Annotated in this window: 15 protein-coding genes and 1 riboswitch; of the genes, 11 read left to right on the top strand and 4 right to left on the bottom strand. The window is 63.3% G+C overall.

Annotation, left to right across the window (positions count from 1 at the left end; genetic code table 11):
• The first annotated feature begins 78 nt into the window (after positions 1–78).
• Positions 79–203: riboswitch (TPP riboswitch) on the top strand.
• A 113-nt stretch (positions 204–316) separates the two neighbouring features.
• From thiC to purU, 7 genes are all read left to right on the top strand, one after another.
• Positions 317–2134, top strand: a complete 1818-nt coding sequence (thiC, locus tag DEJ54_RS22805; RefSeq protein WP_113157035.1) for a phosphomethylpyrimidine synthase ThiC — start codon at positions 317–319, stop codon at positions 2132–2134.
• 3 nt (positions 2135–2137) lie between these two features.
• Entirely contained in the window at positions 2138–3112 is a 975-nt protein-coding gene (thiO, locus tag DEJ54_RS22800; RefSeq protein ID WP_113157034.1) for a glycine oxidase ThiO, read from the top strand.
• Positions 3096–3293: a sulfur carrier protein ThiS gene (gene thiS, locus DEJ54_RS22795; RefSeq protein WP_113157033.1), complete on the top strand. Its 198-nt coding sequence runs from the start codon at positions 3096–3098 to the stop codon at positions 3291–3293. Before thiO ends, thiS begins: the two co-directional genes overlap by 17 nt.
• A 1-nt stretch (position 3294) precedes the next feature.
• Positions 3295–4068: a thiazole synthase gene (locus tag DEJ54_RS22790; protein WP_113157032.1), complete on the top strand. Its 774-nt coding sequence runs from the start codon at positions 3295–3297 to the stop codon at positions 4066–4068.
• Positions 4065–4670, top strand: a complete 606-nt coding sequence (locus tag DEJ54_RS22785) for a thiamine phosphate synthase (RefSeq protein ID WP_113157031.1) — start codon at positions 4065–4067, stop codon at positions 4668–4670. Before DEJ54_RS22790 ends, DEJ54_RS22785 begins: the two co-directional genes overlap by 4 nt.
• Positions 4661–5410 carry a hydroxymethylpyrimidine/phosphomethylpyrimidine kinase gene (locus DEJ54_RS22780; RefSeq protein WP_245447831.1) on the top strand — a complete coding sequence of 250 codons (750 nt, stop codon included), beginning with the start codon at positions 4661–4663 and terminating at the stop codon, positions 5408–5410. The genes DEJ54_RS22785 and DEJ54_RS22780 overlap by 10 nt, the downstream gene beginning before the upstream one ends.
• 137 nt (positions 5411–5547) lie before the next feature.
• Positions 5548–6402 (top strand): formyltetrahydrofolate deformylase, encoded by an 855-nt coding sequence (gene purU, locus DEJ54_RS22775; RefSeq protein ID WP_113157158.1) that lies wholly within the window; start codon positions 5548–5550, stop codon positions 6400–6402.
• A 429-nt stretch (positions 6403–6831) separates the two neighbouring features.
• Here the strand turns inward: purU and DEJ54_RS22770 are convergent, their stop codons facing one another.
• From DEJ54_RS22770 to DEJ54_RS22755, 4 genes are read right to left on the bottom strand one after another with little or no spacing between them, the layout of a single operon-like run.
• Complete coding sequence (locus tag DEJ54_RS22770) at positions 6832–8340, bottom strand: tripartite tricarboxylate transporter permease (RefSeq protein WP_113157029.1); 1509 nt, start codon at positions 8338–8340, stop codon at positions 6832–6834.
• A gap of 4 nt (positions 8341–8344) precedes the next feature.
• A complete protein-coding gene (locus tag DEJ54_RS22765; protein ID WP_162742448.1) occupies positions 8345–8776 on the bottom strand; it encodes a tripartite tricarboxylate transporter TctB family protein in 432 nt (143 codons plus the stop codon).
• Positions 8773–9741 (bottom strand): tripartite tricarboxylate transporter substrate-binding protein, encoded by a 969-nt coding sequence (locus DEJ54_RS22760; RefSeq protein ID WP_113157027.1) that lies wholly within the window; start codon positions 9739–9741, stop codon positions 8773–8775. Before DEJ54_RS22760 ends, DEJ54_RS22765 begins: the two co-directional genes overlap by 4 nt.
• A gap of 60 nt (positions 9742–9801) precedes the next feature.
• Positions 9802–10494, bottom strand: coding sequence for a GntR family transcriptional regulator (locus DEJ54_RS22755; protein WP_113157026.1), 693 nt, complete (start codon positions 10492–10494; stop codon positions 9802–9804).
• A gap of 150 nt (positions 10495–10644) precedes the next feature.
• On the opposite strand from DEJ54_RS22755, the gene DEJ54_RS22750 reads away from it, so the two are divergent.
• The 4 genes from DEJ54_RS22750 to nhaC all read left to right on the top strand — a co-directional run bounded on the left by DEJ54_RS22750 (position 10645) and on the right by nhaC (position 15824).
• On the top strand, positions 10645–11610 hold the full coding sequence (locus DEJ54_RS22750) for a hydroxymethylglutaryl-CoA lyase (RefSeq protein ID WP_113157025.1): 966 nt from the start codon (positions 10645–10647) through the stop codon (positions 11608–11610).
• Positions 11611–11623: 13 nt separating this feature from the next.
• Positions 11624–12814, top strand: coding sequence for a CaiB/BaiF CoA transferase family protein (locus DEJ54_RS22745; RefSeq protein WP_371685987.1), 1191 nt, complete (start codon positions 11624–11626; stop codon positions 12812–12814).
• A 295-nt stretch (positions 12815–13109) separates the two neighbouring features.
• Entirely contained in the window at positions 13110–14114 is a 1005-nt protein-coding gene (locus DEJ54_RS22740; RefSeq protein ID WP_113157024.1) for an LLM class flavin-dependent oxidoreductase, read from the top strand.
• 198 nt (positions 14115–14312) lie between these two features.
• Positions 14313–15824, top strand: a complete 1512-nt coding sequence (nhaC, locus tag DEJ54_RS22735) for a Na+/H+ antiporter NhaC (RefSeq protein WP_113157023.1) — start codon at positions 14313–14315, stop codon at positions 15822–15824.
• Positions 15825–15880 lie beyond the last annotated feature (56 nt).

Raw genomic sequence — 15880 nt, 5'->3', positions numbered from 1 at the left:
GCCGGCCCTCCCCTGACGCAGAGTTCTGCACAACCGCGTCAGCCTGCTTGACAAGCAGCACCGCCTTCGCCCACCCTAAAGCCTCACCTGGGGGGTCCCGCCAAGGGGCTGAGATTCTGCTGGCATGGTTTTCCATGCAGCGCAGTGACCCGATGAACCTGATCCAGTTCATACTGGCGTAGGGATGGTGCATGCTTGGCGGGTCACAGGCTTATCGCGGCCGAAAACCGTTTCCGTACAGGAACGTCACAGCTCTTCCTCCTCTCGGCACGAACTGGGTCTCCATTGCTGAACGAGCAGAGGAGGCTCTGAACCCATGGACGCATTTGCCCCGACCGTAACCACCGGCCCGTTGCCGGCGTCGCGCAAGGTCTACAAACCCGGAACGCTTCACCCCGAGATTCGCGTGCCCATGCGCGAAATCGCCGTGCATCCAAGCGCCGGCGAACCGCCGGTGACCGTCTACGATTCCTCCGGCCCATACTCTGATCCCGACATGCTGATCGAGATCGACAGGGGCCTGCCGCGCATCCGCGAAGCCTGGGTAAAGGCGCGCGGCGACGTGGAAGCCTATGAGGGACGCCACGTCAAACCGGAAGACAATGGTTTTGCCACCGGCGACCGGCTGACGCCGGAATTTCCCATTCGCCATCAGCCGCTGAAAGCGAAGGACGGCAAGGCCGTCACGCAGCTCGCCTATGCGCGCGCCGGCATCATCACGCCGGAGATGGAATTCATCGCCATCCGTGAAAATCTCGGACGCGCGCAGGCCAAGGCCGCGCTTGCCCGCGACGGCGAGAGCTTTGGCGCATCGATCCCCGATTTCGTGACGCCGGAATTCGTGCGTGACGAGGTGGCGCGCGGCCGGGCTGTGATCCCCTCCAACATCAACCACCCGGAAGCCGAGCCGATGATCATCGGCCGCAACTTCCTCGTGAAGATCAACGCCAATATCGGCAATTCCGCCGTCACCTCCTCCATGGCAGAGGAAGTGGAAAAGATGGTGTGGGCGACGCGCTGGGGTGGCGATACGGTGATGGACCTGTCGACCGGCCGCAACATTCACAACATCCGCGAATGGATCATCCGCAATTCGCCCGTGCCGATCGGTACCGTGCCGATCTATCAGGCGCTGGAAAAGGTGAACGGCATTGCCGAAGATCTGAACTGGGAGGTGTTCCGCGACACGCTGATCGAACAGGCCGAACAGGGCGTCGACTATTTCACCATCCATGCGGGTGTGCGCCTGCACTACATTCCGCTGACGGTCGACCGTGTCACGGGCATCGTTTCGCGCGGCGGCTCGATCATGGCCAAGTGGTGCCTGCACCACCACAAGGAGAGCTTTCTCTACGAGAACTTTGCGGAAATCTGCGACATCTGCCGCGCCTATGACGTGTCGTTCTCGCTGGGCGACGGCCTGCGGCCCGGCTCCATCGCCGACGCCAATGACGCAGCCCAGTTTGCCGAGCTGGAAACGCTGGGCGAACTGACGAAGATCGCCTGGGAGAAGGACTGCCAGGTCATCATCGAAGGCCCCGGTCATGTGCCCATGCACAAGATCAAGGAAAACATGGACAAGCAGCTCGAGGTCTGCGGCGAGGCTCCGTTCTATACGCTTGGGCCGCTCACCACGGACATTGCGCCGGGCTATGACCACATCACGAGCGGCATCGGCGCGGCGATGATCGGCTGGTATGGCACGGCCATGCTCTGCTACGTCACGCCGAAAGAGCATCTGGGCCTGCCTGACCGCGATGACGTGAAGACAGGCGTCATCACCTACAAGATCGCAGCGCATGCGGCGGACCTCGCCAAGGGGCATCCGGCGGCGAAGATCCGCGATGATGCGCTTTCGCGGGCGCGCTTCGAGTTCCGCTGGGAGGATCAGTTCAACCTCTCGCTGGACCCGGAAACGGCGCGTAATTTCCATGATCAGACCCTGCCGAAGGAGGCGCACAAGGTGGCGCATTTCTGCTCCATGTGCGGCCCGAAATTCTGCTCCATGCGCATTTCCCACGACATCCGCGCCGAGGCGCAGAAGGAGGGGATGGCGAAGATGGCGGAGAAGTTCCGCGAGGGCGGCGATCTCTACATGCCGCTCGACCAGGTGGCGGCGGAGAACGGGGACTGACCCATGCATGTCCTCATTCGCGGGGCCGGCATTGCCGGCCTCACGCTGGCCCATGAGCTTGTCCGGGCGGGCGCGCAGGTGACTGTCTGCGACGTTCGCGCCGGACCGGCGGGCAGCGCCTCATGGCTTGCCGGCGGGATGCTTGCGCCCTGGTGCGAGCGCGAGAGCGCGGAGGAGCCGGTTCTGACACTGGGACGCCTTGCGGCGGACTGGTGGGACGGGGCGCTGCCCGGCCATGTGTTGCACAATGGAACGCTGGTGGTCGCGCCTGCGCGCGATGCGGCGGAACTCAACCGCTTCGCCACCCGCACGGGCGGCCATGATTGGCTGGATGGCGACGGCGTGGCGGCACTGGAGCCGGACCTTGCCGGGCGGTTTCGGCGTGGGCTTTTCTTCCGTGATGAAGCGCATCTCGACCCGCGCCGGGCGATGACGGCGCTGATAACCGCGTTGAAAACGGCGGGAGTACGCTTTGCTTACGGTAACGATACGCCGGTTGAGGCGGACAGGATTGCCGATTGCACCGGCATGGCGGCGGCTGATGACGAGCTGCGTGGAGTGCGTGGCGAAATGCTTCTGCTGCGCACGAAAGAGATCAGCCTTTCACGCCCGGTGCGTCTGCTTCATCCGCGCATTCCGGTCTATATCGTGCCGCGCGAGGGGCATCACTTCATGGTCGGCGCGACGATGATCGAAAGCGATGATGACGGGCCGATCAGCGCCCGCTCGACAATGGAACTCCTGAACGCGGCCTACAGCCTGCACCCGGCCTTTGCGGAAGCGAAGATCGTGGAGACGGGCGCCGGTGTGCGCCCGGCCTATGCCGACAATCTGCCGCGCGTGAAGCAGACCCGGGAGGGGATCAGCGTGAACGGTTTTTATCGCCATGGCTTTCTGCTCTCGCCCGCAATGGCGCAGGAGGCGGCGGCCCTGATCCTGAACGAACGCGTGGAGGCTCTGAATGAAGCTCACGGTTAATGGCGAGGAGCGGCGCGTGACGGCAACGACGCTTGCCGCCCTTCTCGACGAACTCGACTATGCGCCCGACTTTCTCGCCACGGCGCGCAATGGCGAACTGGTGCGGGCGGGGGAACGCATTCTCTGCACACTTGATGAAGGCGACCGGATCGAAATTCTCTCGCCCATGCAGGGAGGCTGACATGCTGACGCTCTACGGCGAAACACTGACATCGCGGCTTCTGCTGGGCACTGCGCAATACCCCTCCCCCGCCATCATGGCCGAGGCGGTGCGGGCTTCGGCCTGCGATATCGTGACCGTGTCGCTGCGACGCGAGACGGCGGGAAACCGCACTGGCGGGCAGTTCTGGGAGCTGATCCGGGAACTGGGCGTGCGGGTTCTGCCCAACACGGCCGGATGCCACTCGGTGAAGGAAGCGGTGACCACGGCGCAGATGGCGCGCGAGCTTTTCGGCACGGACTGGATCAAGCTCGAAGTGATCGGCCACCATGACACGCTTCAGCCGGACGTGTTTGGCCTCGTGGAAGCCGCGCGCATCCTGAGTGCCGAGGGTTTCAGGGTGTTTCCCTACACGACCGACGATCTGGTGGTGGCCGAACGGCTTCTTGAGGCGGGATGCGAGGTTCTGATGCCTTGGTGCGCGCCCATCGGCTCGGCGCGCGGGCCTGTGAACGTGGACGGATTGCGGGCGATCCGGGCGCATTTCCCCGACATTCCGCTGATCGTGGATGCGGGACTCGGACGCCCCTCGCATGCGGGCATGGTGATGGAGCTTGGTTTCGACGCGGTTCTTCTGAACACGGCCGTTGCAAAGGCCGGCGATCCGGCAGCGATGGCGGCAGCCTTTGCCGGGGCGGTCGAGGCCGGCCACGTGGCCTTTCGCGCCGGGCCGCTGGAGCCGCGCGACATGGCCGTTCCCTCAACCCCGATTATTGGCAAGGCCGTTTTCGAATGAAGCTTGATCCCTTTTATCTCATCGTTGACAGCGCGGCGTGGATTGCCCGGCTTGCGCCTCTGGGCGTGAAGCTGGTGCAGTTGCGCATCAAGGAGATGGATGAGCAAAACCTCAAGGCCGAGATCGCCGAGGCAAAGCGCATCTGCGCCGGTCACGACTGCCAGCTGATCGTCAACGACCACTGGCGGCTTGCCATCGAGACGGGCTGCGACTTCATCCATCTGGGACAGGAAGATCTGGCGGAAGCCGATCTTGGCGCGATCCGCGCGGCGGGGATGAAGCTTGGCATCAGCACCCATGATGGAGCGGAACTGCGCACGGCGCTTGCCGAAAAACCGGAATATGTGGCGCTCGGCCCGGTCTATCCAACGATCCTGAAGAAGATGAAATGGGCGCCGCAGGGGCTCGACCGGCTGGCCGACTGGCGAAAGCGTGTCGGCGATGTGCCGCTGGTGGCGATTGGCGGGCTGAACCCGGAACGACTGCCCGGCGTGTTTGGAGCCGGTGCGGACAGCGCCGCCGTGGTGACGGACATCACTTTGAACCCCGATCCGGAAGCGCGCACCCGCGAATGGCTGGCGGCGACGGAGAAATGGCGATGAGTGCGGCGCATGTGCTGGTGGTCGCCGGCTCGGATTCCTCCGGCGGGGCCGGTATTGCGCGCGACATCGAGACGATTTCGGCGTTCGGCGTGAAGACATGCCTTGCCGTGACGGCAGTGACCGTGCAGACGCATGAGGCGGTGAGCCGCGTCGACCTCTGCGCCCCTGAGATGGTGGAAGCGCAGATGTTTGCCGCCCTTTCGGCCAACCGGGTGACGGCGATCAAGATCGGCATGCTGGGAGCCGGTGAGACGGTGGAGCGCGTCGCGGCCATTCTGCGCGCAAATGCCGACATTCCGGTGGTGCTCGATCCGGTGATCGCTTCGTCTTCCGGGCGGGCGCTGCTTGCCGAAGACGCGATTGAAACCATGCGCGAAAAGCTGATGCCGCTGTGCAGCCTTGTTACGCCAAACCTGCCGGAACTGGCGATTTTGACGCGAGAGGAAGAAGCGGAATGCGAGGCTAACCGGCATGCCCAGGCAGGCCGGATGCTTGCCGGGGGCGTGCGCGCGCTGCTGGTGAAGGGTGGACATGCGCGTGGTGTTCGCGCGGTTGACACGCTCTTTCGGGCGGACGGGCCGTCGCTTCGTTTTGATGGACCGCGCCTGCCCGGCGCAATGCGCGGCACCGGCTGCATGCTGGCGAGCGCCGTCGCTGCTGGCCTTGCCCGGGGCGATGCGCTGGAGGCAAGCGTGCGGACGGCCAAAACCCATCTTTCCGAACGCTGGCTGGCTGCCTGAGGCAGGCTGCGCCCGGCTGTCACTCAGCGTCAGCCTTGGTGAGACACTAAAACCATTTCAATCCTCGTTCGATGGCGTATAAAACGCCCCGCGCCTGCGGGCGCTTTTCCTTTCAGATCACAAGTTCAGGCAAAGCCATGACCGAGAAGACGTTTCACATCAATCTTACCTGCGAAGATCGCCCCGGCATCGTGGCGGCAGTGACGACGGAACTCGCCGGTCTGGGTGCGAACATCGCTGAATCCAACCAGTTCTGGGATCGCCAGAGCAACCGCTTCTTCATGCGCATTGCCGCGACCGCGCCCGAGGGCGTGGAACGCGACGGGCTGATGCGCGCGCTGGAGCCGGCCATTGCGCGCTTCGACATGAAGACCGCGATGAGCGACACGACGCGGCGGCCGAAGATCATCATCATGGTGTCGAAGTTCGACCACGCGCTGCTGCACCTGCTCTACCAGATCCGTGTCGGCTGGCTGGACGCCGAGGTGGTGGCCATCGTTTCGAACCATGAGGATTCACGCCGCACGGCGGAGATGGAGGGCATCCCCTATCACTGCTGGAAGGTGAACAAGGAGAACAAGCAGGAGCAGGAAGCAAAGCTGCTTGAGCTGTTCAAGGAGACGGGCGCGGATCTCGTCATCCTCGCGCGCTATATGCAGGTGCTTTCGAACGAGCTCTCGAACCGTCTCTACGGCAAGGTGATCAACATTCACCATTCGTTTCTGCCGAGCTTCAAGGGCGCGAAGCCCTATCATCAGGCGCATGAGCGCGGCGTGAAGCTGATCGGCGCGACGGCGCATTATGTGACGCCGGATCTCGATGAGGGGCCGATCATCGAGCAGGAAACCGAGCGTGTGACGCATGCCATGACGGCAGAGGATTTCGTTGCCACCGGCCGCGACATCGAAAGCCGGGTTCTGGCCCGCGCCGTGAAGCTGCACCTGGAAAACCGGGTGATGATGAACGGGCACAAGACGGTCGTCTTCGGGTGACACCTGTCAACAGTGTGTCGTGAAGGGCGCTCGGGCCTGCACGTCCCGCTTTGATCTCTGATTTTGTCATGCCCGGCCCTGAGCGGGGTATCCATGCCGTCGTCGGCGCAAATGATTGCGGTTCTGGCATGGATCCTCGGGTCAGGCCCGAGGATGACGAAGTGTGGAGGTGGGCTGGGGGTGTTCGGCTCGCGGTAGCGCTGTTTTGCTTCTGCGCGCGGAAAGTGCGTAGGAAGGCGGGGGCTGGCATGCGCAGGGTGTCGCCGTTCAGGCTGAGGGTTGGGTGTTCCGCCTTGCTCTCCGGTTTTCGTCATGCCCGGCCTTGAGCCGGGTATCCATGCCGTTGTCGGCGCAGATGATTGCGGTTCTGGCATGGATCCTCGGGGCAGGCCCGAGGATGACGAAGTGTGGAGGTGGGCTCGCGCTGGTTCAGCCCGCCGCAGCGCGGTTTCGCCTGCGGGCGCGGAAGGCGAGCAGGAAGGCGAGGCCCAGCATGGTTGCGGTGATGGCGTAGAGTGTCAGCGCGATGGGGCTTGAGACCAGAATCTGGAAGTCGCCATTCGAGATGGAGAGTGCGCGGCGCAGATTGTTTTCCATGTCCGCACCCAGAAGCAGCCCCAGAATGACCGGCACCAGCGAAATGCCCAGCATGCGCAGGATGTAGCCGATCACGCCGAACCCGACCATGACGAACAGGTCGAAGGTGGAATGGCTGATCGAGTAGACGCCCAGGAAGCTGACCATCACGACGAAGGGCATCAGCACCCATTGCGGCATGGAAAGCATGCGCGTGAACAGGCCGATCATCGGGATGTTCATGATGAGCAGCGCGACATTGGCCAGGTAGAGCGCGGCGATGAGGCCCCAGACCAGTTCCGGCTGCCGGTCGAAGAGCAGCGGGCCGGGCTGGATGTTGAGCGAGATGAGCAGCGCCAGCATGACGGCGGTGGTGCCGCTGCCGGGCACGCCGAGCGTGAGCATGGGGATGAGCGCGCCGCCGGACGCGGCGTTGTTGCCGGCCTCGGGCGCAGCGATGCCGCGCGGATCGCCCTGCCCGAACTTGCCGTCCTTGGCGCTCCAGCGCTGTTCGGCGATGTAAGACATGAACGCGCCGAGTGATGCGCCGGCACCCGGCAGGATGCCGCAGATGAAGCCGATGACCGAGCCGCGCAGATTGGCCCAGCCGCCGGACATCATGTCCTTGAAGCGCGGCAGCGCACGGCCAAGCGGGACCATTTTGGTTTCGCCCTGATGCACCCGCTCCAGATAGACCAGCACTTCGGAGATGGCGAACAGGCCGACAATGGCGACGATGGGGTCGAACCCGTCATAGAGATGGAACGAACCGGCGGTGTAGCGCGCGGTGCCCGTGGCCGGGTCGAGACCGACCGTCGCGATCATCAGGCCGATGAAGGCCGCGAGCAGCGTCTTGAACGGATTGACCGAGGTGATGCCGCCAATGGTGGCGAACGCCATGACATAGAGCGCGAAATAGTCGGCGGGGCCGAAATAGATGGCGGCCTTGGCCAGAAGCGGCGCAAACAGGGTGAGGCCGATGGTGGCGAAGGTCGCGCCGATGAAGGAGGCGACGGCGGAGATGGCGAGCGCTTCCGACGCCTTGCCGGCGCGCGCCATGGGGTAGCCGTCGAGCGTTGTCATGATCGCCGGTTCATCGCCGGGGATGTTGAGCATGATCGACGAAATGCGCCCGCCATACATGCAGCCATAATAGATGCATGACAGCATGATGAGCGCCGAGGTGGGCTCCAGCCCGAGCGAGAAGGCGAGCGGGATGAGAATGGCAACGCCGTTTACCGGACCAAGGCCCGGCAGCGCGCCGATCAGCGTTCCCGCAAAGCAGCCGAACAGCGCCAGAGCCAGATTGGTCGGCGTGATGGCGACCGCAAAGCCTTGCGCAAGGGCGGAGAGCATATCCATGAAATCAGCTCACGAATTCTGGGAGAAGCGGCAGCGGCAGGCCGAGCAGCTTGTCGAAGGTGAGGAACAGGAACGCGCTCATGATTGCCGCCGAAGCGATGGATTTCGGCCAGGAACTGCGCAGAATGCGCCCGAAAAGCGCGACGGCGATGAAGGTGGCAAGCGGAAAACCGAGCACTTCCAGAAAGCCCGCATAGGCAAGCAGCAGCGAGACCGCCGCCACCTGCAGCAACAGCGGCTTGCCCGTGACCCAGGCCGGTTCCTCATCGGGCCGGATGATCATGACCAGACTGAGAATGGCCGCAGGCACGGACAGCATGACGGGGAAGGCCGCGGGGCCAAGAGGGTCGCCGAAGCTCGCCTCATAGTCTCCCGCGGTCACGCCGTACCAGATCGAAATGGCCAGAAGAAAAAGGCCGACGATCCTGTCTGTCACTTGATGACTCCGATCTCCTGGGAAATCTTGCGCATCTGCTCGGACTGGTCCTTCACATAGGCTTCGAATTCGTCGCCGCCGCGCCAGACCGGAACAAGGCCGTTGGCCTGCGCCGTCTCTTTCCAGTCATCGGTGTCATAGAGGTTCTGCAGACGGTCGACCCAGGCGCTGTAGCCTTCGTCGGACACCTCGCCGCCCGTGTAGAAACCGCGCCAGTTGTAGCCGGTCACGTCGAGGCCCTGCTCCTTGGCGGTCGGGGCGTCGGGGAAGGCTGGAATGCGGTCGTCGGAAAGGGCTGCGAGAATACGCACATCGCCCGATTCCACAAAACCTGCGATCTCGCCGAGATCGGTGGAGACCGCCTGTACCTGACCGCCGATCATTTGCGTGACGGCCGGGCTGCCGCCGTCGAACTGCACCCAGCGGATCTGCTTGTAGTCATCGCCGGAAAGGCCTGCGGCCTGCGCCAGCATGAGAAGGCGGATGTGGTCCCAGCCGCCCGCACCGGACGAACCGGCGACGGCAAGCGCGCTCGGGTCTTTCTTGAGTGCCGCAACCAGATCATCGAGCGTCTCGAATTCGGAATCCTTCGGCACGAGAATGACGCCGACATCGGTGCCGAGCATGGCAACCCAGCGCATCACGGATGTGTCTGCCGGATATTTGCCCTGCGCGATCTGCGTGACGCCCACCGTGGAGGTGGCGACCATCAGATCCGCGTCATCGGCGCGCGAGGACATGACCTTGGCATAGGCAACTGCGCCCACGCCGCCCGGCATGTTGGTGACCTGCACCGGGGCGTCCACGCGTTTCTGGTCAAAGAGCATCTTGCCGATGGTGCGGCAGGTGAAGTCCCAGCCGCCGCCGGGGTCGGCGGGCGCAATGCATTCGGCTGCCGTCGCGCCGGCAACGGAGAGCGACGTCCAAACGACGGCCGCTCCAAAGAGCTTCGATAATTTCATCATCAAGTCCTCCCTTGTTGAAACCGAGATGCGAGATCCCGAAGCCGGTTTCCCTGACCGGCCTCAGCCTCCTTCCACGAACCCGCGCGCGCCAAAAAGGCGACGCGAATCCTCCAGCGCCTGCAGGATCTGCCCACGCACATCCTGCGCATGCCTGCGAATGGCGGCGGCGGCCTCCTCAGTCTTCCGCTGCCTTACAAGCGCTATGATTTCATTGTGTTCGCGATGGGCGATCGCGCGCGCCTCCGGCGAGCTGGCAACCAGCCAGCGGGCGCGGATCGTGCGGTTGACCGCATCCTGCACCGCGTCGCGCAAAAAGCGGTTTCCCGAAAGGGCCGCAAGCTGCACGTGAACATCGAGCCCGGCCTCGAACCAGTCGTCCGGCGTGAAATCGCTTAAGCCCTCATCCACCGTGCGCAGAATGACGTCGAGCTCTTCGGGCCTGGCGCGTTCACAGGCAAGGCGGATCGCCGCATCCTCGACGATCTCGCGGTATTCGAAGATCTCTTCGAGCTGCTGGAGATCGAATGGCGCAATGGCGTAGCCGCGCTCTGCCTTGACCACGAGCCCTTCGCGGATCAGTTCCGCCAGCGCCTGCCGGATGGGCGTGCGCGACACGCCATAGGCTGCCTCCAGCGAACGCTCCGAGACGACCTCGCCCGGCGCTAGCTTGAGCGACAGAACATCGCCGCGAATGCGCGACAGGACGCGCTCACCAAGCGGCTGTTCGGACATGTCGCGCGCGGCCTCACCCATGGGTCGTCTGTCTTCCTCCCGGATGCGCAGCCGATGCCCGGGCCGCGCCATTGTTCTTCCGGTCGCCATTTTCTGAAGGGCCATTGACCGGACTTTGCGAGACGGTATACCAATCCGGTCTACCGATGCAATCAGGTGGGAGGAAAAATCGTGACAGCAGCAACCGGCCACCATGTGAAGGGCTTCCCCGAGACCGTCAGCGTCATCGAGGTGGGGCCGCGCGACGGATTGCAATCGGAACCGGAATTCGTGCCAACGGACCGGAAAATCGCCCTCGTCAACGGGTTGATCGATGCCGGCATCCGTCATCTGGAGGTGACCTCCTTCGTCTCGCCCCGCGCGGTTCCGCAACTGCGCGATGCAGCAGATGTTCTGGCCGGGATCGACCGCTCGAAGGGGGCGGTGCTGACTGCGCTGGTGCCCAACGCAAAGGGCGCGGTTCGTGCAGCCGAGGCCGGCATCGACGCGATGGTCGTTTTCATGTCGGCGTCGGAGAGCCACAATCTGAAGAATGTGAACCGCACCCGCGCCCAGTCTCTGGAAGGATTTGCGGACATCGTGCGGATTGCCGGAGAAGCGAACATTCCCGTCTTCGGCGCGATTGCGACGTCGTTCGGCTGCCCGTTTGAGGGCAATGTGCCGGTGAGCGCCATCGTGGACATTGCACGGGCCTATCGGGACATGGGCATCACCACGCTTTCGCTGGGCGACACCACCGGCATGGCCACGCCGCCGCTGGTGCAGGAGCGCTGCCGCGCGCTTGGCGAGGCGGTGCCGGAAGCCGACATCGCGCTGCATTTTCACAATACGCGCGGTGTGGGGCTGGCCTGCGTCTATGCCGGGCTTCTGGAAGGCGTCACCCGCTATGAGGCAAGCATTGGCGGGCTCGGCGGCTGCCCCTTCGCGCCGAATGCGACGGGCAATATCTGCACCGAAGATCTGGTTTACATGCTGGATGAATGCGGCGTGGAAAGCGGCGTCGATCTCGACAGGCTGATCAGGGTTTCGCGGGAGGCGGAAGCGGTGATCGGGCGCACCCTGCCCGGCCAGGTTATGAAGGCGGGGCCACGGCTTCAAACCTACGGCATGGACAGTGTTGCGACGGCCAATGGCTGACGGGATGACCGACATGAAAGCGCCTCTAGACGGTATCCGCGTCATCGACCTGACCCGCGTTCTCTCCGGCCCCTTCTGCACCATGATGCTGGGCGACATGGGCGCGGAAATCATCAAGGTGGAGCCCGCCAAGGGCGATCCGATCCGTGAACAGGGCACGCTGCGGGATGGGTTTTCCGCCTATTATGCGAGCTTCAACCGCAACAAGAAGTCGGTCGTCATCGATCTTTACAGTGAAAGCGGCCGGCAGGTTCTAGAACGCCTGATCGCCGGCGCGGATGTGCTGGTCGACAATTTTCGTCCCGGCGTGATGGCCAGGATGGGCTTTGGCGAAGAGCGCCTGAAGGCGCTGAACCCGAAGCTGGTGACCGCCAATGTGAACGGCTACGGCTCGACCGGCCCTTATGTGGAACGCCCGGCCTTCGACTTCATCGCACAGGCGATGAGCGGGCTGATGGGGGTGAACGGGGCGGAAGGCGGGGAGCCAATGCGGGTTGCGCAGCCGATCACCGATCTGGTGGCCGGGCTCTACTGCGCTTTCGGCATCGTCAACGCACTGCGCGCCCGCGATCTTAATGGCGCGGGACAGCACGTGGAAACCGCCATGATGAACGGCGCAATCAGCATGATGGCCTATCTGGCGTCCGAATATTTCACCACCGGGGAACTGCCGGCGCGCACCGGCAACGACCACCCGCTGGTCGCCCCTTACGGGCTGTTCCGGGCGAGCGATGGCGAAATTGCGGTGGCTCCATCGAATGATGTGATCCTGAAGCGCTTTCTCGATGTGCTGGGGCTTGGCCATCTGCTTGAGGACGCGCGCTATGACACGAATGAAAAGCGTTTCGGCCGACGCGCCGAACTGAACGAGATGATCAACGGCGCGGTCGGCGGCGACACGCAGGAGGCCTGGATTGCGCGCCTGAACGCAGCCGGTGTGCCCTGCGGCAAGGTGCAGAACCTGGCCGAGGCGCTGAATGACCCGCAGACGCGCGCGCAGGAAATGGTGATCGAGGTGGATCAGCCGAACCATGGGCCGATCCGGATGCTGGGTTTTCCGGTGAAGCTGAGTGGAACGCCATGCCGATTACGCCACCCCGCCCCCGCACTGGGGGAAGACACCAGGGCGGTTTTGGAAACGAGTGGTTTCTCTGCGGACGAGATTGAGGCGCTGGCAAAAGAGGGCGCCATCGGCAGCGATTAGAGCGCTGTGCGTGGTTCGACAAGCTCACCATGAGGGACGGGGTTAGCTATTGAACTCCTTGCAACGTCTCTGATCAAGGCTCATTGCCAGGTACAACTTCCCTCATGGTGAGCTTGTCGAACCACGCACAGCGTCGCTGCAATGGGGCGTTGTCTACCTGTTCGGTGGTACAAAGAGCGGCCCAGATGCATTCTCTCGGTTCGTTGCTTTAGGGGCCATTTGGTGCGCCACCCTTGGATCGGCGTTGAACGGCACCCATATGCCGGGGAGTGTCCTGCCCCTCCGGAGTTTCCCCATGGTTCCGTTTTCCGTTCTCGATCTGGCTCCCGTTCCCGACGGTTCGAGTGTTGGAGACGCCCTGCGCAATACGCTTGATCTGGCGCGCCACACCGAGAGATGGGGTTATCGCCGTTTCTGGCTGGCCGAACACCACAATATGAGCGGCATTGCCAGTGCGGCCACCGCAGTGCTTATCGGCCAGGTGGCTGCGGCGACACAGTCCATCCGCGTTGGTGCGGGCGGCGTGATGCTGCCAAACCATGCGCCGTTGGTCATCGCAGAACAGTTCGGCACGCTCGCGACGCTTTATCCCGACCGCATCGACCTCGGTCTTGGTCGCGCGCCCGGCACCGACATGGCGACGGCGCGTGCGCTGCGGCGCGGGCTGGAAGATGGCGACGGCTTTCCGCGCGACGTGATGGAACTGATGGCCTATCTCGGCGACGGGCAGCCCGGCCAGCAAGTGCGCGCCATTCCCGGCGCGGGCACGCATGTGCCGATCTGGATTCTCGGTTCAAGCCTTTATGGCGCGCAGCTCGCGGCGCATCTGGGCCTGCCCTACGCCTTCGCCTCGCATTTTGCACCCGCGGCGCTGGAACAGGCGAGCGAGATCTATCGCCAGACCTTCCGTCCTTCGGAGCATCTGGAGAAGCCGTATTTCATGATGGCGCTGAACGTTTTTGCAGCCGATACGGACGCGGAAGGCATGTTCCTGAAGTCCACAATGCAGCAGGCTTTTGCCAATCTGCGCCTCGGGCGGCCAGGCCCCCTGCCCCGGCCGATGGAGAATGTGGAAGCAACATTCGACCCGGCAATCGCGGCAGGTGTGGCGCAGGCGCTGGCCTGCACGGCGGCGGGCAGCCCGGATACGGTGCGCGATGCGCTGCATGGTTTCATCACCCGCTACGGGCCGGATGAAATCATCATCACCGGCCAGATCCACGACCATGAGGCGCGCCTCAAATCCTTCCGGATCGCGGCGGAAATTCTCTCTGAAACCCGGACTTCGCAGGAGGTCTGAGGCCACAGGATGACCCCATAACAGCTCTGTTGGAGATATGCTTTAAGCCTGAACTGATCCAAGGATTTTGGAAAATTTGGTCTGATCGACCTTGAAATCGGCAAATTAAGACCAAACGAGTTTTTGCTCCTGTTATCGTCAAGTGAACAAGAGCGCGGGGAAAACGCGCCTTTCTTCGAACGATAATGGGAGAGAGACATGTCGTCCTCGCAAAAGGCATTGCCGAGCTTACCGCTTGCGCTCACGCCGGTGCTGCTCACGCTCATCGTGCTTGGCGTACAGCTATTCTACTTCGACGATTTCACCCCGCATGTGCCATTGGCCATAGGGCTGGCGATTACCGGCCTTGTCGGCGTCAAGCTGGGGTTTGACTGGGAAGACATCGAAAAGGGCGTGTTCCACGTCATCCACGTGTCACTGCCTTCCGTTTCGGTTCTGATCACTGTTGGTATGATCATCGGCGTTTGGATCGCGAGCGGCACGGTGCCGACGCTGATCTATTACGGCCTCACCATTCTGTCTCCGCAGATATTCCTCGCCGCCGCCATGCTTCTCTGCGCGGTCGTTTCGCTGTCGCTGGGAACCTCGTGGGGCACGGTCGGCACGGTCGGCCTGGCGCTGATGGGCATTGGTGCGGGGTTCGGCATACCCGTCTACTGGACGGCAGGCGCGGTGGTTTCCGGCGCGTTCTTCGGCGACAAGGTTTCGCCGCTCTCCGACACGACGAACCTTGCCCCGGCGGTGACGGGCGTCGACGTGTTCTCGCACATCAAGAACATGATGCCGACCACCATTCCCTCCATGCTGATTGCGCTCGGTATCTACCTTTTCGCCGGCTATGCGCTGATCGAGTCCGGTGGTGCATCCTTTGACAAGATCAACGCGATCACCTCGTCGCTGCAGGACAATTTCGTGATCTCGCCCTGGCTGCTTCTGCCGGCCATTCTGGTGATCGCGCTGGCCGTGAAGCGCATGCCGCCTATCCCCTCTCTGTTTGCAGGCGTTCTGGCTGGCGGCCTGACGGCGATGCTCGTGCAGGGCGTCGGGCTGCATGATGTCTTCACCTACGCCAATAGCGGCTACAAGATCGACACGGGTGTGAGCGAAATCGACTCGCTGCTCAATCGCGGCGGCATCCAGTCGATGATGTGGACGATCTCACTGGTGCTGATCGCGCTCGGCTTTGGCGGGGCTCTGGAGAAGACCGGCTGCCTGGAGACGATCATCCGCGCCATCATGATGAAGGTGAAGAGCTTCGCCGGCATCCAGACGGCCGCCGTCGGCACCTCCATGGCGACCAATCTGGTGGCGGGCGATCCCTATCTTTCCATCGCGCTGCCCGGCCGCATGTATGCGCCGGTCTATCGTGGCATGGGCTATTCCACGCTCAACCTGTCGCGGGCGATCGAGGAAGGCGGTACGCTGATTTCGCCGCTGGTTCCGTGGAATGCTGGCGGCGCATTCGTCATCAGCGCGCTGGCGCTCGGCGTCTCGGACGGGCATCTGGAGAACCTGCTCTACATTCCGCTCGCCTTTGCCTGCTGGCTCTCACCGGTGATCGGGCTCGTCTATGCCTATACGGGGCTTTTCTCGCCACGGGCGAGCGAGGCGGAGATACAGGGCTGGCACGATAGCGGTGAGACCATCGCTGATCTGAGCGACCATGGCTGGGAGACACCCGCCATACCGAGCACGACACCGGCGGAATAAGCCGCTGTGACACGGACAGGCCCCTTGGATGGACGCGCGGCGATCTACGGGGCCTG

The organism is Nitratireductor sp. OM-1 (assembly GCF_003296175.1).
In the GTDB taxonomy this organism is placed as follows: Bacteria; Pseudomonadota; Alphaproteobacteria; order Rhizobiales; family Rhizobiaceae; genus Nitratireductor; species Nitratireductor aquimarinus.
Note: the sequence above shows the minus strand (reverse complement) of the source record. Positions and strands in the feature narration are given on the sequence as shown.